The organism is Sphingobacterium faecale (genome assembly GCF_016746095.1).
GTDB classification, from domain to species: domain Bacteria; phylum Bacteroidota; class Bacteroidia; order Sphingobacteriales; family Sphingobacteriaceae; genus Sphingobacterium; species Sphingobacterium faecale.
The window spans coordinates 467,130-492,675 of sequence record NZ_JAERTY010000002.1 but is presented as its reverse complement, the minus strand read 5'-3'; the positions used below and the strand labels follow the sequence as shown (position 1 = coordinate 492,675).

At 40.8% G+C, this 25,546-nt stretch carries 10 protein-coding genes; 2 read left to right on the top strand and 8 right to left on the bottom strand.

The window, feature by feature from the left end:
• Positions 1 to 34 precede the first annotated feature (34 nt).
• From JKG61_RS05025 to JKG61_RS05000, 6 genes are all read right to left on the bottom strand, one after another.
• Positions 35 to 1,981 carry an OmpA family protein gene (locus JKG61_RS05025; protein WP_202101880.1) on the bottom strand — a complete coding sequence of 649 codons (1,947 nt, stop codon included), beginning with the start codon at positions 1,979 to 1,981 and terminating at the stop codon, positions 35 to 37.
• A gap of 57 nt (positions 1,982 to 2,038) precedes the next feature.
• Complete coding sequence (locus JKG61_RS05020; protein ID WP_237249375.1) at positions 2,039 to 3,052, bottom strand: PorP/SprF family type IX secretion system membrane protein; 1,014 nt, start codon at positions 3,050 to 3,052, stop codon at positions 2,039 to 2,041.
• Between the two features lie 30 nt (positions 3,053 to 3,082).
• Complete coding sequence (locus JKG61_RS05015) at positions 3,083 to 15,103, bottom strand: gliding motility-associated C-terminal domain-containing protein (protein ID WP_202102008.1); 12,021 nt, start codon at positions 15,101 to 15,103, stop codon at positions 3,083 to 3,085.
• Between the two features lie 462 nt (positions 15,104 to 15,565).
• Complete coding sequence (locus JKG61_RS05010; RefSeq protein WP_202101879.1) at positions 15,566 to 16,657, bottom strand: helix-turn-helix domain-containing protein; 1,092 nt, start codon at positions 16,655 to 16,657, stop codon at positions 15,566 to 15,568.
• Between the two features lie 2 nt (positions 16,658 to 16,659).
• Complete coding sequence (locus JKG61_RS05005) at positions 16,660 to 17,631, bottom strand: helix-turn-helix domain-containing protein (RefSeq protein ID WP_202101878.1); 972 nt, start codon at positions 17,629 to 17,631, stop codon at positions 16,660 to 16,662.
• A 424-nt stretch (positions 17,632 to 18,055) separates the two neighbouring features.
• Complete coding sequence (locus JKG61_RS05000) at positions 18,056 to 19,816, bottom strand: DUF4091 domain-containing protein (protein WP_202101877.1); 1,761 nt, start codon at positions 19,814 to 19,816, stop codon at positions 18,056 to 18,058.
• A 235-nt stretch (positions 19,817 to 20,051) separates the two neighbouring features.
• On the opposite strand from JKG61_RS05000, the gene JKG61_RS04995 reads away from it, so the two are divergent.
• The gene (locus JKG61_RS04995) at positions 20,052 to 21,449 is read left to right on the top strand and encodes an aldehyde dehydrogenase family protein (RefSeq protein WP_202101876.1); all 1,398 of its coding nucleotides are present in this window, start codon (positions 20,052 to 20,054) and stop codon (positions 21,447 to 21,449) included.
• Between the two features lie 232 nt (positions 21,450 to 21,681).
• Positions 21,682 to 22,518: an aminotransferase class IV gene (locus JKG61_RS04990; protein ID WP_202101875.1), complete on the top strand. Its 837-nt coding sequence runs from the start codon at positions 21,682 to 21,684 to the stop codon at positions 22,516 to 22,518.
• 77 nt (positions 22,519 to 22,595) lie between these two features.
• Here JKG61_RS04990 and JKG61_RS04985 read toward each other — a convergent pair whose 3' ends face one another.
• Together JKG61_RS04985 and JKG61_RS04980 are read right to left on the bottom strand one after the other, a co-directional pair.
• Positions 22,596 to 23,186, bottom strand: coding sequence for an HmuY family protein (locus JKG61_RS04985; RefSeq protein WP_202101874.1), 591 nt, complete (start codon positions 23,184 to 23,186; stop codon positions 22,596 to 22,598).
• Between the two features lie 27 nt (positions 23,187 to 23,213).
• Positions 23,214 to 25,538, bottom strand: a complete 2,325-nt coding sequence (locus JKG61_RS04980) for a TonB-dependent receptor (RefSeq protein WP_202101873.1) — start codon at positions 25,536 to 25,538, stop codon at positions 23,214 to 23,216.
• Positions 25,539 to 25,546: the final 8 nt, after the last annotated feature.

Genomic DNA, 25,546 nt, shown 5'->3' with positions numbered 1-25,546 from the left:
CCCTTTCTATGCTGAAAGGGGCATTTTTGTTTCCTTAAAATTCTAATATTTCGACTTCCGTACGTCTATTGGCTTGATGTTCCTGTTCCGTACAGGATATTCCGTCAGCACATCTATTGGTGAGACGTGTCTCCCCATAACCTTTAGCTATTAAACGATTTCTTGAAATACCTTGACTAACTATATAATCTACGGCTGCTTGCGCCCGATTTTGCGATAACACTTCGTTGTATCGAGCAGAACCGCGGCTATCTGTATGACTTGAAAGCTCAATTTTTAAACTAGGATGATCTTTCATAGTCTTCACTAAACGATCTAATATAACTGCCGCATCCTTTCGAATAAAATATTTATCTAGATCATAATGGATATCCTCAAGTACAAAGCGATCTCCTTTTGTGAACTCAGGTTTCAGTTCTAACGTAACTTTTATAGTTGTGTCTCTATTAGCATTTATAATAGGTAATGAAACTGAATCTGGTAATAAACCATGTTTCTGACCAAGCAACGCATATCCTAAATGAGGTTCAAGCTTAAACTGAATACCTCCTTTGCCATCCGTTAGACCACTCGAAATAATTTGTCTATTTTTATCCATAAGGTTAACCAAACCGTTATCAATAGGCTTGCCGTTATCCTTATTACGAAGATTGACCTCTAACAAGACTTTTACATCTGGTTTTCTTAATGAAAAAGAGTAGATATCGTCAGAACCCTGCCCCCCTTTGCGATTGGAGGATAAATATCCGCTAATATAAGTTGGATTACTTTCAGCTATTATGAAGCAAAAATCATCGCCAGCTGAATTCAAGGGATATCTTAAATTCACCGGTTTAGAAAAGGTAGATTTTTGTCCCTCGGCCTTGAATAGATCCAATCCCCCCATGCCTATATGCCCATTACTAGAAAAATAAAGTGTGGAATAATGAATGGAAGGAAACATTTCGTCGCTCTCAGTATTAACTTCTGGTCCCGCATTTTTTGGGGTCCCCCAGCTTCCATCCTGTAGCTTTTCGCTATACCAAATATCTACGCCGCCAAGACCACCAGGCATATCAGAAGCAAAATACAGTGTTTTGCCATCTTCACTTAAACTGGCATGACCTAAGGAATATCGCTTTGCATCATTATAAGGAAAACTTTCAGCATGCCAGCCTGATCCTTCTTTGGTATATATTATTAATTCTAAATTTTGTTTTGCCCAGCGCATACCATGCTCTTGGAAACGTTGTGCATCACGCTTACCTGGATAAGTGCGTGTCACGTAATAAATCTGATTTTTAGCATCGATGGCTACAGGTCCCACATGGTATTTTGCATCATTAAAATCGCCAAAAAGATGTAAGGGAACATTTAATGTGCCGTCAGGAGTACGCTCGACACTATACATTCTTAAATAGGAATGTCCCGTCATACCGCTCTTCGAACCTAATATGCGATTAGGCTCTGTAGTCAATAAGCCTTTATCCGCTGCTAGGGGAAAATATCCGAAATCAGCGTAAACAGTATTGACTGCCGACTCATTTTTCACCACGTATGCACTTGGATTATTGGTCCAAACAATCGCTGAATCTATACCCTGTATAGAACGATCAATCCCTTTATCTTGACCAAACTGAGAAGTGTAGAGTTGATACTGCTCCCTCGCTTTCACATACTTGCCTTGTTGTTGTAACGCGCGCGCATAATTCAAATAGGTTTCTTTACTCGCTTTTGGTGCCTGCACAGCTCTTGCATACCAACTCTCAGCTTGATCATACATATTGAGATACAAGTAACTATATGCCAATCGCTCCAGATCTGACGTACGTGGACGTTTGGTATCAACTAACTTTTCATACAGCGCAGCTGCACGTGCATAATCCATACTTTGAAAAAGTTCGTCGGCCTGTCTTCCCTGACTTGGTTGTTCTTGTGCCTGAATATTACCTGACAATAATAAGCCAGTTAAGCTGGAATATATGATATATCGTAATTTCATTCTCTTATATTTTTAAAAGGTTCTAAAGAACTTTTTTATCACTTCGCATAACTTTTACTAGAAAAACCTAGGACTCAAAACCTGACGCCCGAATTTCCCAAAAGTGATGCCTAGTGTTACCTCATGTGTTCCATTTTGTGTCACTCCTAAACGATTGAGCATATGATCGTATGAGTATCCAATCCGTAGCTTTTGACTTACATAAAATTGAGCGATGCCGCTGATAGAATTCATGGAGCTCAACTTATTAACCGAATAATCTGTATAATCACGATTGAAAAATTTAGCTCTGGTTCTATAACCACCACCTATCCAAAATTTTTCATTGAAAATAAACATCGCATTTAGATCTAGTGAAGTAGGCCCTTTGAAATCATCTTTAAGTAATAAACTCGGGCGCAACAACAACCCTCTGTCTAATTGGAACAAGGCGCCAGCCATAAGATAACCGTGGATATTACGGCGCAAACTTTGAAGTGTATTCTGATTGAATACAAAATCTTCACCACTATCAGATCCAGCGAATAGATCATGGACAGCGACTCCAGCATACCACTTCGTATTATTATAGTATGCACCTAGGCGTATATCTGGTTTCCAAGTACTCAGTTTACCTTCTGGAATATTAGGATCATCTGGATCATTAACCGATATTTTGGTGCCGTCCAATCCATATTGTGTCACTCCTCCGGCTATACCAAGGCTAAGACGATGGCTTTTACTATCATCTAAAGGTAATCTTAAGGCATAATTCGCAAATATACCTGTAGCTGACTGAGGCCCTAGTCCATCTGCAGTAATCTGAAGCCCTACGCCATGACGCTGTGTTTCTGGATCTAGTACACCGTCTATGGAAAACGAGCCTGTCTTTGGTGCTCCGTTTAAACCCGTCCATTGGCTGCGTAAACCTACTTGTCCAAACCATTCACCTTTGTATCCAGCATAAGCCGGATTTACACTCATTGAATTAAAAATATATTGTGTGAACTGGATATTCTGCTGGCCATAACCCTTCACTGATAGAAGGGTTAGGCTCAACATTACCATAGTTTTTATTCCTTTTGTTTTCATTTTATCTGTTCTTAACGATATATCTACTTATTAACGACCGCCGTTAATTAACACCCATCCTTGACGCTGTACTTCATTATTTCCATTAAAGAACTTAACGATATAATAGTATGTACCGTCAGATAGGCCTGATCCGTTCCAGCGGTTGTCATAAGAATCATTACGGAACACTTCATTGCCCCAACGGTTAAATACAACTAGTTCGACGCGCTCGTAAGCTTCCCAACCTATGATTTCAAAATAGTCGTTTTTACCATCGCCGTTTGGTGTTATAGCATTCGGGATAAATAAATCTTCAGCAGTTATAACAATCGTTGCAATAGCTTGATCACAATTTGTTGGATTCAACAACTCACAGATTGTGTATGGGTACGTATAGGTACCTACTTTCATACCAGGTTGTACATTGATGGATCCATCAGGATTCATACTAAGTCCCGGATGGCTAGGCACTCCTGGGGTCAACTTGATCTCTGTATTAATCACTGGCAATCCATTTAACAAATCATTGTCCAAGACACTAGGAGTAACAGCTCCTGAACGATCGATCTGCATAGTAAACTGATCTTCAACCGCATCAATAGGTGCTGCTAAAACAGTGATGGTTGCTACTGCGCGATCACAGTTTTCTGGATTTAACGCTTCACAGATTGTATACCACCATCTATATACACCTGCTTTGGTCTGTGGTGCCACAGTAACTGTACCATCAGCATTCATCGTCAGCTTTCCAGGATATGGTCCATCGACATCAGGTGTGAAAATGATATCAGACTGGTTAGTTGCCGTGATCGACTTGTTGTTCAATTTGTCATTACTATATAGAACACTTGCTGTTTTGCCTCCATCATATCCATTAATTGGGGTAAATTGATCGTCTACTGCATCTATAGGAGCAACACGAACATCAATGTTAACAACCGCCTGATCACAATGCGTTAAATTAATCAAGTCGCAGATACGATATACAATCTGATATGAACCCGCAGGTGTACCTTTAGGAACACTTACATTACCTGTATTCGGATCAAGAACCGGAACATTCGTATTTACAGCGTTGTGATTTGATACCGCTGGTACCATGACTTCTATACGTACATTATCTGTAGTAGCACTACCTGCAGTCTGACTATTGAAGCGGTCGTTTGTTAAAATATTTCCAACAGAGTTAGATCCATCCATTCCAATAGTAGGTCCGAAATGATCATCGATAGCCTCAACTAAAGATGCAAATACTTTTATCGTCGCTATCGCTTTATCACAGTTTGTAGGATTAATCAGATCGCAGATTTCATACTGTATCTGATAAGTTCCTTCTGGGGTGGTAGCTGGTACATTAATGTTACCATTAGCCTCAATAAATGGCACTAAGCTATTAGTCGCATTAGGCACTGATCGCGCCGGTTGCACCACTTTCAATGATACCTCATTCAAAGTAACAGCTGTTACGCTCTCATCGTAACGGTCATTGATAAGTACGTTACCCAATGTTGTATTCCCTACCGTGCTATTTACCGGTTCGAATGTGTCATTTACAGCATCAATCTTCGGCAATGCCACTTGGATATAGGCTGTAGCACGATCACAGTTCGTCGGATTAAGCAACTCACAGATTTCGTAGAAAATCTTGTACTCTCCTGCCGGCGTTTTTGCAGGAACACTTATTTGTCCTGTAGCTGTATTCAACACTGGAACGTTCGTGTTTACCGCATTTGGCAATGACTCTGCAGCGGTTTTGACAAGAATACTTACCTGATCAACATTCGTATAAACATTGTTCAACTTGTCATTATCAATTACATTCACCGCATTTGATTTCCCACTAACGCTTGAAATATTGACTGCAAAATCCTCCTTAGCTACAATTTCGGCTGCAGTAACTAGGACTGTAATTGAAGCCTGATCACAGTTTGTAGGATCAGCTACTTCACAGATTTCATAACCTATTACATATTTTCCAGCAGGCGTCATCGCTGGTGTTGTAACTACTCCTGTCGCTGTATTCAATACAGGCACATTGGCTGCATACGCTGCTGGAGCACCTGGTTGAGGAGCAGCTGGAGTTACATTTGTAAACTTGATTTTTCCATCCTTAAAGGCACTCAATCCACCTTTATTATTAAAACTATCATTGTCAAGTGCGTTACCTACGGTATTAGCATGTAAACCTAATACAGATTCATATACATCATTCACCGCATTGATCTGCGAAGGCGTAACAATTACGGTTACTTCCGTATCCGAACAATTGGAAGGGTTCAACACTTCACAAATCGTGTACTTGATCGTATACATGTCTGCAGGCGTTCCTACCGGAACACTTACTATACCTGTAGCTGGGTCTAACACAGGCACAATCAAATTAGGATTACCTGGTTTAGCACCTTTAGCTGTCGCTGTTACATTCAATGACACTTTATCTAATGAGGCTTGCTCACGATTTAGCTCATCATTGTGTAGTACATTACCCAAGTTTGGATGTCCATCTACCGTAGCAATAGGTCCGTAAGTTTCTGGACGTGCAATAATAGTAGCTTTGTCTACTGTCACCGTGATTGTAGCCAGGCTACAGTTTGTAGAATTCAGGATTTCACAGATGCGGTAAACTATTTTATACTCTCCTGCAGGCGTCCCTTCTGGCACCGAAACGATACCGGTATGCGGATCTAAAACAGGAACAGGAGCATTACCTATTGCCGTAGCTGGAGTTACAACAGCTATCGTTACTTTATCCAAAGTAGCTGGCAACCCATTCAGCTTATCGTTTGTCAATGCGTTACCTACATTCTGGTTGCCTGAAGCACCATTTGAAGCCTTGAAATCATCATTATTTGCTTTTATAACAGCTTCTAATACACGTACGGTAGCAACAGCATCATCACAATTTGTCGGATTTAGTACTTCACATATACGGTAAGCATGTGTGTAAGTACCTGCAGGCGTACCTGGTGCAACCGTAATCGTACCGTCCGCGTTCATGGTAATACCAGTATGGCTGGACACACCTGGTGTAAGCATCACTTGTGATGGGACAACAACACCGTTATTAAGTCTGTCATTACCCAATACGCTAGTGGTCTTTCCACCGGTCATTCCATTTAAGGATTGCCCCAAAAACGCATCATCTATAGCCTCAATTGGAGCAGCAACAACATTAATATTTGCTACGGTTTGAGCACAATTGGTCGGATTCAATACCTCACAGATGGTGTATGGATAAACATAGTTACCCGCTGGTGTACCAGGCGCTACTGTAATGGTACCATTAGAGGCCATTACAATACCTGGATGTGGACGTGTACCTGGCGTCAACTTCACATCGGCTGGCACCACTTTTACACCATTCAATAGATCATTATCTAGGACCGATGGTAATGGGTTCGTTGTACCTATCTTACCATTAATAGGGCCGTAATTGTCTTCTTTCGCTTGGATAGGAGAAGCTGAAACTACAATTGTTGCTATAGCATTATCGCAGTTTGTAGGGTTCAACACTTCACAGATACGGTACGTATAAATATAGGTACCGGCAGGTGTACCCGCAGCCACTTCTATCGTACCATTGATAGAATTCATTGTAATCTTACCTGGTAACGGACTTGTACCTGGTGTAAGCGTAATATCTGAAGATACTACCCCTACATGGTTGAGTAAATCATTACTTAATACCGATGATAATGGTGTAGTTGTTCCTACTTTACCATTAACAGGTTCATGTGAATAATTATCATCAACAGCATCAATCGGTGCTGCTGTAACGATTACAGTAGCAATCGCTTGATCACAGTCGGTCGGATTAAGCACACTGCAGATCGTATAAGGATACTGATACGTACCAGCAGGAGTACCTGCGGATACCGTAATAGTACCATCTGTATTCATTGTAAGTTTACCAGATAGTGGACTAGCTCCTGGCGTTAACGTTACATCTTTACCAAGTTCGACAACTGTACCATTGATTAGGTCATTACCTAGTACGGAAGTAGTTTTACCGCCTACCTTACCGTTGATTGGTGCATAGATATCATCAATCGCATCAATAGTTGCTTCCCCAACAGTAACAGTAACGGTAGCTGTTTTACAGTTAGATGGGTTTATCTTATCACAGATACTATATTCGATCGTATATGGTCCATCAGGCGTACCGGCTGGCACTGAAACCTGTCCATTTACATCAATAACTGGTACATTTGCTCCTGGATTGACAGGGGTAGCTGGTTTCGTAACTTTTAATACGATATCGTTCAATATAACGGTACGACCATCAATAATGTCATTTAATAGAACATTACCCAAGTTACTGTTGCCCAGTTTACCACTTACAGGACCATAGGTATCATTATTAGCTTGAAGAGGTGGGGCGATAACAGATACTGTTATATCTGCTTCATCACAATTGTTAAGATTTAATACCTCACAGATTTTGTATTTGATGGTATAATCTCCTGCAGGTGTACCCTTAGGTACGGAAACGATACATGTATTCGGATCAAGAACCGGAACCGGTGCACCGTTTACTGGAGTAGCCGGATTAACAATTTTAACCTCAACTTTATCCAGTGTGGCTGGTAAGCCGTTAAGCTTGTCATTTGTCAATGCGTTACCCACATTCGGACTACCGCTTGTGCTGGTAACCGGTCCAAATGTATCATTAACAGCATCGATAGGTGCTACGATTACCTTAACAGTAGCAGTAGCGTTATCACAGTTTGTGGGGTTTAATAACTCACAGATTTTGTAGGTATAAGTGTAAGTTCCCTCAGGTGTACCCGGAGCTACGGTAATCGTACCATCCGAATTCATCGTAAGACCAGAATGGCCAGAAGTACCTGGTATAAGAATTACCTCTGATGGTACTACAGTAATATCATTCAATTTATCATTGTCCAATACGCTCGTAGTCTTACCACCGCTCATTCCATTGATTGGTGTCCCAGTGTAATCATTGTCAATAGCGTCTATTGTAGCAGCTACAACATTAATATTTGCTACTGTTTGAGAACAGTTGGTCGGGTTCAATACCTCACAGATGGTGTATGGATAGACATAGTTACCCGCTGGTGTACCCGGCGCTACTGTAATGGTACCATCTGCTGCCAAGATAATACCTGGATGTGGACGCGTACCTGGGGTCAGCTTCACTTCACTTGGCACCACCTTAACACCATTCAATAGATCGTTTTCTAAAACCGATGGTAATGGGTTCGTTGTACCCTTCTTACCATTAATAGGTCCGTAGTTATCTTCTTTCGCTTGGATAGGAGAAGCCGAAACTACAATTGTTGCAATAGCATTATCGCAGTTTGTTGGATTCAATACCTCACAGATACGGTACGTATAAATATAGGTGCCGGCAGGTGTACCCGCAGCCACTTCTATCGTACCATTATTAGCATCCATCGTAATCTTACCTGGTAACGGACTTGTACCTGGTGTAAATGTAATCTCTAAAAGATCTACCGCTACATTATTAAGTAAATCATTACCTAATACCGATGATAAAGGCGTAGTTGTTCCTACTTTACCATTAACAGGTTCATGCGAATAGTTATCATCAACAGCATCAATCGGTGCTGCTGTAACGATTACTGTAGCAATCGCTTGATCACAGTCGGTCGGATTAAGCACACTGCAGATCGTATAAGGATACTGATAGGTGCTAGCAGGCGTACCAGGTGCTACCGTAATGGTACCGTCTGCATTCATTGTAAGCCCGCCATGAGGACTTGTGCCTGGTGTAAGGGTGATGTCTGTACCTAATGTTACGACTGTACCATTGATCAGGTCATTGCCCAGTACGGAAGAAGTTTTACCCCCTACCTTACCGTTGACCGGTGCATAGATATCATCAATCGCATCAATAGTTGCTTCCCCAACAGTAACGGTTACTGTCGCAGGACTACAGTTGGTAGTAGGGTTAATCTTATCACAGATACTATACTCGATCGTATATGTTCCATCAGGCGTACCTGCCGGAACTGAAACCTGACCATTGGCATCTATCACCGGTACTTTCGCTCCCGGATTGATAGGATTCGCTCCTTTTGTAACAGTTAATATTATGTCCTCCTTAATAACCAGACGACCATCAATAACGTCATTTAATAGAACATTACCCAAGTTGCTATTACCCTGGTCGCCACGTACAGGACCATACGTATCATTATTAGCATGAAGAGGTGGAGCGATAACCGTTACGGTTATATGTGCTTCATCACAATTCGCTGGGTTCAATACCTCACAGATTTCGTATACAATGGTATAATCTTTTGCAGGTGTACCTTTAGGTACCGAAACAACACCTGTATTCCGATCAAGAACCGGTACTGGTGCGCCATTTACCGGAGTAGCCGGAGTGACAATTTTAACCTCAACTTTATCCAGTGTTGCTGGTAAGCCGTTAAGCTTGTCGTTAGTCAATGCGTTGCCCACATTTGGACTGCCACTTGTACTGGTTACAGGGCCAAATGTATCGTTGATTGCATCAATAGGTGCAGCTGTTACCTTAACTGCGGCCGTAGCATTATCGCAGTTGTTCGGATTTAATACCTCACAGATTTTGTAGGTATAGGTATAAGTTCCCTCAGGTGTACCCGGAGCAACCGTTATTGTACCATCTGGATTCATCGTAAGACCAGAATGACTTGGAGTGCCTGGTGTAAGCTTTATCTCTGATGGAATAACCGGTGCACCATCCAATAGATCGTTTTCCAACACCGTAGGTGTCTTACCCCCTGTCATTCCATTGATAGCTGTGCCTGTATAATCATCGTCTATTGCGTCGATAACAGGAGGCACTATTGTGATCTTAGCGATAGCATCATCGCAATTTGTCGGATTTGCTTTTTCACAGATGCGATACGGATAAGTATAAATACCAGCTGGCGTACCCGGTGCAACCGTAATAGAACCATCCGGATTCATCGTAAGGCCATCGTGGCTAGGTGTACCTGGAGTTAAGGTAATATTTCCTGTCGTTGCCTCAGCATTTCCTAATTTATCATTTTTAAGAACAGATTCTAACGGTGTAGAACCAGTTCCTGTTTTACTGTTCGTTACTGTATAGCTGTTATCATCAGCTACAATTGGATTGATTAATGAACGAAGCAATACCTCGTCTGAAGTCGAGCATGAACCATCCGTTAATGTCCACCTCAAAAGAACCTCAGCCCCGATAGGCATAGTCACTTTTGGATTACGTACATCCGCATCGGACAGTATTACCTCTGAAATTTGAGCCCCACTTATTGTAATGATAGTCCAATGCCCCTTTGCTGGTGTCTGATAAACATTACCATTCAATGTAAACTCTTTCTTATTAATGACTGCTTGATCTGCACCTGCATTAGCAACAGGAATATAAACTGTCACCGGTATTCTCGGACTTTCGCAAGCGTTAGCTAAAACTGATGCTGATACGTAATAGGTATACAGATTATTTGCCGAAGGATTAGCTCCTGCAACAGGTCCTAATAGTGTATTTTCATCTAATTGTGTACCACCCTCGGCTTGATCATAGAAACGTAAATTGTCACCTGTTACGACTAAGTCTTTTAGTGTCGCCATATCTGTAACACAGAAAACTTGATTCTCTGCAGCCACAGTCGGAGCTGCTAAATCCATAGGCGTAACATTCTCTAATAATACCTGATCAATTGCGCAAATAACACCACCTGTTCCTTCAGTACAGGCGTCTGGTTCAAATTTACCAAAGACAGATTCTTTGATTTCTAGGGCATCATCGCAGTTAAAATCTGCAATATTGCCTGTAAATTTAATCGTTTCCTCTAGTAAAGAAATCTTACCGTTCTTGGGTACGTTAGATTTCAAAACAAAGACATGACCTTTTTCCAGATCTGTTGATACAAACGTAGCAACATTCGCTGGAAACAAATCGGTCAAATTCTTTTCAAACGCCCAGTTAGCAGGTAGCTTTATAGAAAATTTATGTGGATAAAGGCCGTTAACTAGATCTTGTCCATCTGTACCAACTAGAACTACACCTTCGTCAATATTCGAAAACTCGAAGCTATATTTTGCACGGATAACATTCCCAGGGGCAGTAGTTGCTACAATAGCAGCATCTGACTGATTCACATTAAGTTCAGCATCTATTCTCTCAGCACCCTTTACTGTAATCCGGTTGGAGGTACTGTTACTGTGCTTGGCCACAGAACCACAAATATTTAGTGCATCTATATTAAATGCTATACGTTGTCCACTACGGAATTCACAACCGTTTGCATGCAATGCAAACTGTACATTCATCTTATACCCCGCTGGCAAAGTACCATCCGTCGCTGGCAAAGCTGATGCTGGTATCGTAAATATAATACCTTGTGCAGTCAGAGTTGCATCAACCTGCGCATCATCAATTATTGTGTAAGCTGGTACAGTTGAACCTTGGAAAGCCACGGTAACAGCAAAAGATCCTACTTTATAAGTAAGTGGATCACCATTAACAAATGGAACCTTAACTTTTATCTCTTTTGCAGCCCCATCGCCCGCATTATTTAATTCAATTGTATATGGGAATTCTTTACATATCTCAGGTCTCTCGATAGAAGATATCTGATCAACCACACGAGATTGTACATTAGCATAACGCGGCGTATAGACTAAGTCTAACTTTGCTGATCCTCTAGAACAAGCGTCACCCAAGCTAGTTGGATACCCTTGGCATGACTCTCCGTATACCAACGTTAATGAGCTAGACTCACAAGTCGTAGTTGGTATAGGTGCTGTAACTAAATAGTAGGATGAAGCACCATGATTAAGATCACCTAATTCATAAAAACCATTACTTTCTGCCAATGGTTGACCAACCGCGTTCCAATCCGAAGCACTAGCTACCTTCTGAATTGAACTGATACCGATTGGGCCAGCTGTTTTCGATAGCCATACATTTTTTAGATTACGGAATGAAGATCGGTTTTGTACCTGAACAATCCATTGAATCTTATCGGTTACCGTCTGTGGTGCTGCAGGTGCCGAAACACGAAGCGCATCTGCACCTGTATTGTAATAGAGTGTTTGATCACTTGTTGTAATATCTTCATCGTAATAATTCTGTGAATCATACTGAACCGTACCATTTAGAAGAACTTGTACACCAACCGTCTCTTGCGTTCCTGCTTCACATAGGGTTTTAACAATTGGATAAATCTCCAGTACAAAACCTTCATTTAAATAGCCTTGTGTATATGCTCCACCATGTAACTCTTTTAATCCCTCATTTAAATCAAAGTTAACGGAACCTCCTACAACTGGAGTGGACAATGAAATTATTTTTTCCTGAGGATCGTCAGACTGGTTTATCAGGACCAACTTAACTCCAGTCATCTCCAATCCTGCTGATACATTAAACACAGCCACTTTTGGAGAAACAAACTGTCTAAATTCAAATGGGAATAACGCATTGCGATGATTGTTAAGCAACGTGTAGTCTAGCGTAACCGCAACAGGTGAATTATTATCACATGAGGATATATTACCTGTACCACCTCCTTTGTATGCTAAAGTACCTTTTGCATAATAACCTGAAGCATGCGATGCACCACCGCAACCATATTCGATACCTCCCGCTGTAAACGCAGACTCTACTGAAAATTCACGGAGTCCATTATTGCCGCTCTGTTTAGCCTCTGTCTGGAAAGAAAGTGTAACAATATCATTATTTATAAAACCTGAAAATCCAACTAAATCTCCAGAGACATTTGCTCCGCTAAGATCTTCGGTATTAAATTCAAATAGACCAACACCTAATCCAGTATCCTTCGTTACAGGCAGGCCAGTGATGGTCATCTTTGTATTGCCTCTGATTATAACGACCTTACCAGAATTAGCTACCGGAGTAAAATCTAAATTCTCTCCTTCCGTCAATTTCACCACCATCTTACCGGTAGTCCATGCAGTCGATGGAGAAGTCCCGGTAAGTCTTACCGTATTGGTCTGCGAGATTTCTAGCTTATCATTAGTCGTAAATGCTGTTTTCCTTAATAATGGGAAGTCATCCGGATTGACAGTAGTCAAAGGTAGAACCGGAGTACCCGTATTATTTGGCGCGTCAGGATCTTGTTCCTTCTGACCGTAATTCACCCTTTTTAAACTAACCGGGCCGTTAATAAATCCGCCATTCGCACAATCTCCTGAATTGCATTTATTAGTTAATTTCTGCTCATAGCATTTTAAAGCTATATTACAGTCGGGTTTTGGATATAATACCGGTTTGATACGATAATAGGTGTCTGTTGAATTATCACAATCTATATTTGCATCAAATAATAACCGATACGAACTAAGATTTATAGCTGTTCCATTCGCTGAAGTAAAACTAAACACATATGTATTTCCTACTGACGGAAAAGCGGTACCAACAACCTTACCTTTTTCATTAAACAAACGCACTCCGTCAGGGGAAACGGTAAGGTTTGGAGAAAGCTCAACAATTAAATCTAAATGTGCACCAGGTTGTAAACCATGATGGGAAACACTCAGATCGCTCAACACAAAATCTGCTTGGTAAGCTATTCCACCAAAAACTTCTTGACCGCCCATATTAATACCATCAAATGAAAAAGTATTAGAGGGGCTAAGGTTTACTTTATTAAAAGTAATGATGTCCGTATCCGAACAAGCTTTATCATGCTTATAAGTTCCTTCGAAATAGGTGTTACCAAATCGAACACTAGATTCTAGCTCGGTACAATCCCCCTGTGCTATTGGTGCATGATTTTTTTGAACTACACGTATATAGACAGACTTGCCAGAAGCCAGTGGCTCTTCAATAGTCAGCTCCACGCGGGTAGTTTTACCTGTTGTACTATAAACAGCGCCTCTATCGGGAGACCAGCTCTCAAGGATAGTTGGTTGTACAGGTGCGAACGTACCATTTTGCGTTTCGGACAATCCGAATCCTTCAAAATAAGTCGCCCCATATCCTGCTGCATTTTGATTTTCGGTACCGATTACAAATTTTATATTTTGTGCAGTCCCAGTACCTGTATTTTTAATTTCGTAGATTTTTACGAATTCAGCACCACCCAGACAGGTTAGTTTTTCCGTTGGATTGGTGTCTATAATTTGTAGTATAGGTTTTATGGATGTATCCAGTATGATATCCGACTGACCTAGCCCCGTCCCCACTTCACATTCACCCTCACAACCATAATACGCTTTGTAATTGGTCGTCAATCCCTCACACTCTTCAATACGTACCGTCTCTTCGAAGGTAACCTTCTCTCCATTTGCGAGTGGAGTTCCCGTATAAACATATACCCCTTCAGATTCTTCGGTCCAAGGGGAACCTGTCACATCAGCTTCGGTAGATACGACACTCAATCCAGCACCTAAGGTACGTTCCAGTTTAAATGTTGTAACAGGGCCATTACCGTTATTGGTAATCGTAATCGTTCTTGTAATCCCTTTGCCTCGAATCCCTGACAAGCCAACAGGAGCTACTGAAACGTGTAAAACACCAAATGTTACATTCAATGCTTCACTTTCGGTTGTAAATGTTCCCGTATTATTGGTCAGGGTGTAAGCGATGCTCGCTACATCGCCAGATGTATTGATTGCTTCACATAAGGCCTGCACCTTGAATTCAATTTCAAGAAAGTTAGGACTCTGCCCCGTGGTAGTTTCTTCCAAGTCTGGCAGTGTAACCGTTACCAATCTAGCTTCAGGGGGACCTGTGGGCATTAGCCCAGTAAGCGCGGCTTCGACAACTGGCGTTCCTGTTGCCATAGAGGTAAACTTACCCTGTACAGTCATCGAATGATCAGAAGGAATAGCCAACTGAAAACCGATCGGTAAAGCAATTCTAAGTTGTCCATCAGTTTGCTTCACATCACCGCTCAAGACTTGCAGTCTGACCGTTTGATAAGCGTCACAAACACTCAAATCTGCAATAGGCAGATCCGTCTTTTGTGCAGACAACTGCCCAATACTTACAAAAAGAGTTAACATGCATATAACAAAAGGGCTTATTCCGCTCAAGCGACTTCGTCCTGTTGTTTCTGCATCCTTCGAAAAGAGAGTCATCAACTTCATATAGTTATATAATTTATAATACGTGTATAGGAGATATTAATAATATCTGATTAATTAGATACTGAAAAACAATATCCTGTTTAGTTTGTTTACAAACTACATTAATCCTGTGTATAGAATCGATGTAGCGAATTGGGCGCAAATGTATAGTATTAAAACAATTTTATTGTCTCATTTTTTTTATTTGGACAACAAATGATAAAATGAGACAATAACTAAAAGCAAACAAATCAACAACTTACAAAAAAAACAGAAGTATTTACCGCATAAACACCTTATATGCTTTATAATTAGTTTTGTGAATAAGATTAAGAAATAACAATGCCTATTATACTATGACATATGTGCTCGATAAGCAAAAGGAGTACAGCCTATCTCATTTTGAAAATTGCGAAAGAAAAAACCTTGAGATTTGAATAATTCTGTGTGGACACAAATGAAAAGCGAGTAGAATAAAAAACATTAAGAGATTCCGGAAAATACTCTTTCCCGGTATACCGTGGGAGAACAGCCTTTTTCAAGGTTAAAATTACGATAAAATGAAGCTCTGGAATTAAAGCCACAGGAAAAAGCAAGATCCTCCATCCCTATACTCAGTTCATCTGAAGCCAGCATTTCACAAGCTTTTTCAATCCGCCAAGCGTTTATCGTCTTTACAAATCCATCGGAATATACCTGCGTAAAATATTGAGATATCACGCTTTTGGCTATATTAAGCTCCTGCGCCATCTGTTCCAGTTTAAAATCTACATCAAAATACTTTTCCTGTCTCAAATAATTATCAATCTTGTCCTTATGCGCCAAGACAACATTATTAGGTTGCTTTACGATCACTTCCTCCAATAAATCGATTTCTCTTTGCTCCTCTTTAGACATACTGAGCGTTCCAACAGATAAAACAGACACTCCCCCGCGATATCTTCCCAGCATATACCAATAAATCAGACTCACACCCGAAAGCATTGCGCCAATAACAATAATACCCGTCATTAGAGGTTCTTCCTTCACACCTTCATTGTAAGTCGTCCAAACATAGGGCAACATAAAAGAGGTCAATACAAGGAGAACTATCATGGCATATTTAAAAACACCAAGATTCAATTTTGCATTCTTTTGGCTGCTAATCAGTACAAATATCGGATAGCTCGCCCAAGAGAGACACATGGCGCTATATAAGGATATATAATAAGCAACTGCATAATCCGTCCGAAGAACGGGGGAGCATAAAAAAGTGATGTAGGCAACAGCCCCGATAAGAAACGGAATAAAATGTAAAAAAATCTGCTTAGCTACTACTCTTCGATCTTCCAATATGCGATATATCCAGAAAAGGAATGGCCCAAATGTTAATCCAAAAGGAGCTGCCGTACTCACATATTCCATACCAGAAAAAACTTCCGTAAACAAAAACATTAAGCTTATATCCACAGTCATCTGTAATAAAAAGGCAGCAAGAATATGGTCAATATAGTTACGCTCTTTTATACTTCTATAGACTAACAACGCTTGTAGTGCGACTACGAAAATAGTTGTATAGAGACAAATAATAACCATTTTTATGAAAACGTAACTTGCTCCCTATAAATAGAAGGAAGTACCCCTACTATTTCTTTAAAATATCTATTAAAAGTCGTCTTGGAGGAAAAGCCCGAAGAATACGCTACCGCTTCAATTTTATAATCACTACCAAACCCAGCTAATATTATTTTAGCGTGATTAATACGATATCTCGCTAACCATTCGTAATAATTCAATCCAAGTTTGCTATTCAAATAATGAGAAATAACGGTTTTCGAAATTCCGACATGGGTAGACAATTTATCCAAAGATAACTTCGAGTCTAGAAACAGACGATCATTTTCCATGGCGTCCTTCAAACCTCTACCGCAACGCTCCAGGAGATTAGTATCCATATCATCATCCATATCTTCTACTATGATTTCTACAGGTTTAACTTCTAAAGATCGATATAACCCATACATATAATGAATAAGCATGAATAAGCTAAATACCATAGCGACTGCAATAGCTTGGATAGGATTAATTCCTACAAGTACATCAATCTGAAGATAGTGATGTATAAAAACTGCTCCTACAAAAAGTGAGATCCCCATCCCCAAAGCCATCAACTGCTTCAAAAGAACAACCCCATCCCTATTATTGCCAGCTCCTTTCAATCGATATAATATAAGCAACGGATAACCAACCTGTACAAGGATCATAACAGGCAAATACCATTGAAAATATACCCAGTCAAAAGTACCTCCCAATATACTATACCAAACCAAGAAAAATAAAAAGGGGAAATTCCCGACCAAGAGATCTCTATATATAATCGATCTGCTCTTATGAGACAGACACTGGTACATGCCCCAAAATAAAGGACCATACAGCAAAGGCATAGGCAAAGCATGGTTGGAGAACAGTATACAAAAGTGATATAATTGTAGTATCGTCAATATAGATACGAGCAACTCAAAAAGAGTTAATTTCTTAAAAAAAGGAGACAATGCCATATCGATTTTCATATTAAAACATCTTATATCATTTTTATATTAAGCTTCCATTAGCCGAAGCATAACACAAAAGTGTACACCAGCCACCTACTACTAGTAGCCGATAAAATGCCCTAAAAAACCGAACCCAGCCAACACCAGCTTTCACATAAAATAAAAGCAATGCGCTAAAAGTCTACATCAAGTTCAAAAATCTGTTTACTGGTTAAGGATTGATTCCTTTCTTATTATCCCCAAAGACATATCATAGATGCATTCGTATATATTGTTAAACAATATATACGAATGCAAAGTTAATATTAAATCTAACTTTAAAAAATAAATATTACTCCTACGTACATAACTTATTTTTCACGGTCATTATCTTGCCCCAATTCATCCGGATGGGAAGCTCATAGATATTTTATTTCCAACATAGCGTTGAATTCGCATCCAATCAGTTCAACAATGCTTTGGCTCGATTGAGATCTAAATTCCAGGTTTCTGTACGTTTCGCATTATCCAATTTACGGATAGCTTCATTCAGCTCTTCTAATTTATGTAATTCGTTACCCTGAGTCCACTTCTTTCTTAATACCTGTACCTTTTCATAATCCTGTATTCCTTCCAACATTCTTTCAAAACGTATAGAGCTCCTTCCTTGTGGATATACTATATAAGTATCACCAGCAGGCCAAGTTCTAAATCTAGAATCCTGTAAAGGATTCTCTACCCAAGAGTTATAGGCCCAACGTAGCACGCCATCGAATCCAGCGGCAAGCGCATACCAAGCTAAATAGGTGGATTCAGCCGGGTCGGAAAAGGTAAATTGATTCGGAAAAGCATCACTACAGCAAATATAAAAGGTACTATTCAACCCCCTGGACCTCCGTTCTGCCATGTCTGCTTTAGAATACGGATGACCTACCGCAATACTGATATCCTTGCTGTCTGGGAATTTCTTATAGGTTTTTTGATTATCAGCATAAGAGACACCTAATTCTGGCGCTATCTTTTTCAGTAGGGCAAAAGCAGCTGCCATCTGTTCTGCTTCGCGTTCATCTATAGCTATGTTGGTGATCTCCAACCACCCCTTTTTCCTTAAATGAGCCGAGAAATCTTTCAAAAAAGGACTCCACATTTCTTCAAAAACCGACGTCCCTGGTTTCGCTTCCACATCTATAAATTTTCCTGTAGCTTTATCTTTATAATGAATCATATTATTCCACGGAATAATCGAATAACAATTTATCATTTTTTGCACTCCTAAATCCATCATAAACTGAACCCATCTATCAAACACTTGATAGTCGTAGTGCCAGGAGCCATCTTCTTTCTTCTCCCAAATAATCATATCTGCATATGGGTCAAAAGTCTGCACATTCCACGGATCTTTATTAAGTGTAGCGGTAATAACCTTCTGCCCTGCGTCGGCCAAGGGTTTCATTACAGGCCTCAAAGCTGCGAAATGTTCATCCGACCACATGCCCACATTGGACAACCGGGCCACGGCAGCGGGATGTTGCCATTGATCCAAATGAAATGTCCACTGATTGACCTCAGGGAGAATCTCATCTATAACTTCCAGTTTCAACAACATAGTCTTCAACCTCTTATTTCCTGCGTAAATCTCCACAGAACTGCTATAATCTCCTTTCTTCATATCCCTAGGTATATCTATAGTCAACCATACAGGCCGCACTTCACGTCCCTTTACATCGTAACGATCTAGATTATCTAACATGTCCGGAGATAAGGATGCAGCAAAATCCTGCGGTTTACGGTGCCCACATCCCGGTCCAAATTCATCCGTCATGACATATCTCACAAAGCTAGCTTTAGCCATACCACTTCTATTCTCTCTACGACTGGCATCACTAAAACTTTCAACCCTTACCTGTACACCGTTTATATCTTCTGTAGTCCATAACAACAATTGTGCAGATACACGCTCGCCTTTCCAGCCTTTAAGTGTTACCTGGTTTTCTATAGGAACATGGGGGACTACGGATCGGGCAAAGCGTTTATCAATAGATACAAAAGAAACATTCATCCCTTTGCCTACATCGGACCAATCAGATAAAGTGTCCACGGTAGGATCCGCCATTTCAACAAATTCTTGTTGTTTAGCTAAAGTTTGTCCTTGAAGCGTATAAGCCTGACTCCATAAGATCAAACCAATAGCTACTATTCTTCCAGTTTTACTTGAGATTTTCATCTTTGTTATTTAATAATTAGTTTTTGTATAATCTATTGGATTTATTCTATTAAGAGCGCCTCATCCCATAGATGTCGGTTGATTGATATACTAATATAGCACCAATTTCCCTTATTTTAAATAATATCTGTCCTGAATATGTTTTACACCGATCACCTTGCCGCAATATTCCTTACGGCAAACAGATCTTTTGTTTTACCTTAAAAATATCCTATTTTTATTAACTGGAGGTTATATGCAACAGACATTAAAGACAATTTTCGACATACAGAAAGATCAGTATCAAAGCACCGGAAAGCTAGCTGTACAAGAACGCATACAGTACCTGAAAAAATTAAAAATCTGTATCCAGCAACAAGAATTTTCTATTTTTGAGGCCTTAGCGAAGGATCTTCGTAAAAGCCAATTTGAAGCTGCAGTCACCGAAGTTTACTTTATTTATTCAGAGATTGATTTCGCAATCAAGAACCTCCGCCGTTGGAGCCGTCCATTACGGGCTAAAGCTACTCTATCGAGTATATTCTCCAAAAACAGAATAATTTACGAGCCAAAAGGAAACTGCCTCATTATATCTCCATGGAACTATCCCTTTCAATTGACCCTAGGACCTTTAATATCAGCAGTTGCAGCAGGTAACACTGTGATGATAAAACCTTCGGAATACAGTATACATACTTCCGATATCATCGCAAAAATTGTAGCAGCAGCATTTCCTCCTTCTTTGGTCTATTGTGCACTGGGCGACCAAGATGTGTCTACGACACTTTTAACCTTTCCTTTTAACCACATCTTTTTTACCGGTAGTACTCAAGTAGGCCAGATTGTCATGCGAGCGGCATCCGCACACCTGAGTTCAGTCACGCTCGAACTTGGCGGCAAATCTCCTGTCCTTATAGCGGACAATGCGAACTTAAAAAAAACAGCAGAGAAGGTGGCTTGGGGGAAGCTATTGAATGCTGGTCAAACCTGCATAGCCCCCGATTACGTCTTGGTCCACGAGAATCAGGAACAGCAATTCATTGATTATTTCCAAGCTGCAGTGCAGGATCTTTTCTACACACCAACGGGGGATATCAATACGGACAGCTATGCCAAAATTATAAACAGCCGACACCTATCACGCCTACACGGACTAGTCCACGACGCGAAGTCACTCGGGGCGCAGATAGCCTGGAAGGGCAATGGAGACTCACAAGACACACTCGCTCCGATAATACTACGAGATATCCCTACGGAGAGCCGTATCATGCAGGAAGAAATATTCGGTCCGATATTACCTATCGTCACGTATAGTACACTGGACGAAGCGTTACGGCTTATACAAGACCGTCCAAAACCATTGGCTTTATATATATTTAGCGATAACTCAAAAACAATAGATCATATTCTTGAAAACACCACATCAGGAGGTGTATGTGTCAATGATGTTATCCTTCACGTGTCTAATCCAAACTTACCTTTTGGCGGAGTGAATCAGAGTGGAATGGGAAGTTCTCACGGTTATTTTGGATTCAAGGCTTTTTCTCACGAACGATCAATTATGTATCAGTCTAGAATTGCATTCTCAAAATTCATCTATCCTCCCTATACAAAAAAAGAAAGATTACTAAAATGGTTAAAACGGCTTATGTAAAACGGTAACTTAACTTTATAAAAAAAATTGGCACGATATTGGACAACTACATAGTATTCATAATTTAGGTTAATAATTGGTTAGTTAAAATGCCTGAGGCTCCCCGCTTTAGGCATTTTTCATTATACAGTAATAGCTTATTTAACATATCATAATACCTTTTATTATATTGCTTTTCCTTTTAGCATTGTCTACATTTGCTTAAGATCAACTCGCTCTTAATATAAAAAATATGCAGACACCCTTTGTAATTTTTAACGGGGCCTTAATACCCGAGCACGAAGCCAAGCTATCTGTAAACGATCTCGCTATTGTACGAGGTTATGGTATATTTGATTATCTAAAAACCATAAATGGCTGTCCTGTCTTTCTTGAAGATAACCTAGATCGTTTTTACCGATCTGCCGAGTTGATGGACCTGCCTGTAAGCTATAGCCGAGAACAGTTAAAAGACTGTATTGATACGATTATGCAAGCCAATAACATCCCTGATTCCGGCATCAAGCTACTGCTTACTGGAGGTTATAGTCCGGATGGCTACAGTATCGCCGAGCCGAATCTCATTATTAGCCAACACCCGATAACGGTGACCGCTGAGCAGCGAGGTATCAAGCTCCTCCCCTTGGATTACCACCGTCCCTTTAGTCAGGTCAAGTCTATTGATTACGTTATGGGCATACAGGGATTAAAAATCGCTAAAGAGAAAGGTGCAAACGATGTCCTCTACATACAGAATGGACAAATTTCCGAATGCCCACGGGCCAACTTTTTTCTAATCAGCGCTGAGGGCAAATTATTAACTGCAGCCGATGATGTATTGCCAGGCATTACACGCATGAAGATCCTGGAATTGGCAAAAGAAAAGATGGAAGTCGAAGTAAGAGACATCACCTTAGAGGATTTAAAAAACGCCAACGAAGCATTCATCAGCTCGACGACGAAAAATATTACACCTGTCTCCGCTGTATTGGGCTACAAAGATTTTGGACCAGAAGCAGGAACACGAACCCTTCAGCTCCAGCAACTCTTAGAAGAACTCGTCTCCAAGACAGTTAATCAGTATGCGTAAACGTACTCCGTAATTAAAAAGTCCGCAATGCCTCCCTCCAGACGGAGGGAGCTTTGCAGACCAACAAAAGAGAAATATTAGAACTTGTTCGTTCCGTTCGATTGCAACACATAATTAAATGTGTAGTGTTGCTTGGGCCACTTTTCACCCCGCGTAGGAATATCTGCAAAGTCAGCCGTCGTCACATTCGGATTACCTTTGTAATAGCTAACCATCTCCAATTTGGCGTAATTACCCTTACTGGTTTTCACTAGAATAAGTACCCCCGGCTTCATCAATATAGCGTGTTGAGGTGCATTATACAGCGTATTCACATAGTAGGTATTATTGCCAGTGATTCCGGATTCGCTATACCCCTCAGCAGGAGCCGTGGAGTAGTTGCTGAGCACCCCCTCCACCAATTGCCCTACAGCACCATTCCCAAAGCCAATAGTTGTACCTGATATCTTGATATCCCATTCCTTTGATTCTTCACCCATCTCTTTATTCAGCTCCAAACTAAAGAACACACCACCTTTATCCAATCCATTAAGATCCTTGACCGATACTACTCGCTCACTCTTCTCTTCTTCTTGGGGTTCCGTTTCGCTTTTACTGCAAGCCGTAAAGAGCAATCCTACTACAGCTGCACACAAACTCACTTTTTGAAAAATGTAATTTTTAATCATTTTTTTCTTAATTTTAATATGAATGTATTATTTAGTAATTCGATAAGATATGCCAGTGAAAAACAGACGACCTGGCATTGTTGCTACACCTGTATGCTTCACATTGCCTAGATTCTCTCCAGATAGGGTAAGGGCTATACGCTCTTTATACAACGATTTGACAACAGACGCATTCAACAGCGAATATCCCGATGCATATTCTTCATCTAAATTCAATATACCATTGCCATCAATATCCCTCACACCAAAGCGCCCCCGATAAGACCAGCGAAAAGTACAGGTCAACTTAGGTTTGGGACAGATGTACGTTAGGCTCATAGTACCACTATAGCGAGATCGATTGAAAAGTCCTCCATATTCGTTAGGCTTCACCAGTCGACTAGCACCAATCTCCGCATCACGTGTATAATATCCTTTACCAGCAGTGATGGCATCCTGCACCGTAGTATTGGCGGTCCTTAGGTATTGCCCACCCACCTGTAATCGAAAATCCTGCCATTCATAAGTCACGTTCGACTCTATTCCTTTGATCACCACATGTTCTTGATTCGAGTAGGTATATACCGACTTACCATTGGTTTTTGTTGCCAGTACAAATGTTTCGATCAGATTCGACACCTCATTATAAAAAGCATTAACACCTACGGTCAACTTCTCCCAGGGGTGCAGCCTTACTCCTCCTTGATAATTCCAGGAACGCTCAGCATCTAATGGTTTGATATTTTCAGCATCAAAAAGCACCTCCGAAATTTCACCTGCTGCCAACAATCTATCCAGCTTATAGGCCGCATCCTCAGCTCCAAATACACTATATCCCTGCGTAGGATTTGTCCAATTGAGATATAACTCTCTAAAGTCGGGAGCTTTATAGGCGCTGCCTACGGAACCATTGACTGTCAACCACGAAAGCGCCTTATACTGTGCAGCCAACTTGGGACTGAATTGTGATGCATAGACACTATGCACATCAAATCGTCCACCGCCAATAACATTCAATCGATCCGAAAAACGAATATCAGCCTGTACATAACCAAACCCAGCTCTAAACTCTTTTTTATCATCATATCGATTTGCCTTCAGCCATTCGTCGGTTGTCCCTACTCCTCCAGTAAGAGAGATCTGATCGTTAACCTGAAAATTATGCTGCAACTCCGCTCTGGAAAACTTTTGATCGAAAAAATCATGATTATATAAGTGACCATCTTCCAAAACATGGATTCGCGTATCGGTCTTATAAAAAGATTGATTGACTCGTAAAAAAGAAGTATGACGGTCTGAGAATCGATATTCCAATCGAGGCGTCAATGTAAAATCACGCCTCAAAAATTTCGATGACACCATTTCTTTCGTCACAGCGATATTCGTCTCGTACTGATCCTTGGCATACTCGTCATTATAATTCAATCCCAACTGAAGCTCCATTTTGGGCGTCATTTGATGATTGACTTTGACATGCCCCGTATGTCCGTAAAATGGAGGCACCGTTTTGCCCACTGCTCCATCACTATACCCGTAACCATTATTACTGAAGCGATTAAATGCTCCATATACACCCGTCTTACGGCCGGCTATACTTCCATCGACACCAATATCCAGTGCCTGATGCGTGCCATAACGCATGGAGGCACCCAACTTTTTGCCCAGAAGAGCTTTTTTGGTAATCACATTGATCACACCTGCCATTGCCTCCGAACCATAGAGCGAAGACGATGGTCCCTTCAAAATCTCGATACGTTCCACATTGGCCAGCGTGATACGAGAGAGCTCTAAAGTACCCGAACTCCGTCCAATGACAGGCTCCCCATCAATAAGTATCAATGTATACTTTGCATCAAATCCCTGCAACTGTACGCCTGTACCATGATTCTCTACCAGTGCTATCCCAGGCTGCTCGGCAAGTACTTCATTTAGCCTTACCATTCCCTTATCCTGCATTTCTTTGGCACCCACCACAGATACCGGCAACGGGATATCCGCCAGCCGCTTCTCCGTCCTCGTGGCTGTCACGACAATTTCATGCAGACCTACACTTTCACTTACCAACTGAAATACCGGACAGATTTGTTGCCCGAAGACTTCCGTATAAGACTGCTTCCCATATCCAACCTTACTAATATGTACACGATGTTTTCCTCCTTCATCCACAAAATGGAACAAGCCATCTTTATCCGTCTGTTCGCTTCTTTTTTGGCCAACTAAGTAGACGTTAGCACCTACAACCGGGCTACCGTTTTCATCTGTGACAAGCCCTTTTAACACCTCTCCTCCCTGCGCAAAAACCTCCTTGGCTCCAAAACAAAGAGCACAGTAAACCAACAAAATAACCCTTATTTTGCAATTGATATATTTCATAATATATT

Excerpts from the sequence above, each read along its gene's own strand:
- JKG61_RS04990 (WP_202101875.1), top strand. The coding sequence starts at position 21,682 with ATGCAGACACCCTTTGTAATTTTTAACGGGGCCTTAATACCCGAGCAC.
- JKG61_RS05000 (WP_202101877.1), bottom strand. The coding sequence starts at position 19,816 with ATGAAAATCTCAAGTAAAACTGGAAGAATAGTAGCTATTGGTTTGATC.
- JKG61_RS04995 (WP_202101876.1), top strand. The coding sequence starts at position 20,052 with ATGCAACAGACATTAAAGACAATTTTCGACATACAGAAAGATCAGTAT.
- JKG61_RS04980 (WP_202101873.1), bottom strand. The coding sequence starts at position 25,538 with ATGAAATATATCAATTGCAAAATAAGGGTTATTTTGTTGGTTTACTGT.
- JKG61_RS04985 (WP_202101874.1), bottom strand. The coding sequence starts at position 23,186 with ATGATTAAAAATTACATTTTTCAAAAAGTGAGTTTGTGTGCAGCTGTA.
- JKG61_RS05020 (WP_237249375.1), bottom strand. The coding sequence starts at position 3,052 with ATGAAAACAAAAGGAATAAAAACTATGGTAATGTTGAGCCTAACCCTT.
- JKG61_RS05005 (WP_202101878.1), bottom strand. The coding sequence starts at position 17,631 with ATGAAAATCGATATGGCATTGTCTCCTTTTTTTAAGAAATTAACTCTT.
- JKG61_RS05015 (WP_202102008.1), bottom strand. The coding sequence starts at position 15,103 with ATGAAGTTGATGACTCTCTTTTCGAAGGATGCAGAAACAACAGGACGA.
- JKG61_RS05025 (WP_202101880.1), bottom strand. The coding sequence starts at position 1,981 with ATGAAATTACGATATATCATATATTCCAGCTTAACTGGCTTATTATTG.
- JKG61_RS05010 (WP_202101879.1), bottom strand. The coding sequence starts at position 16,657 with ATGGTTATTATTTGTCTCTATACAACTATTTTCGTAGTCGCACTACAA.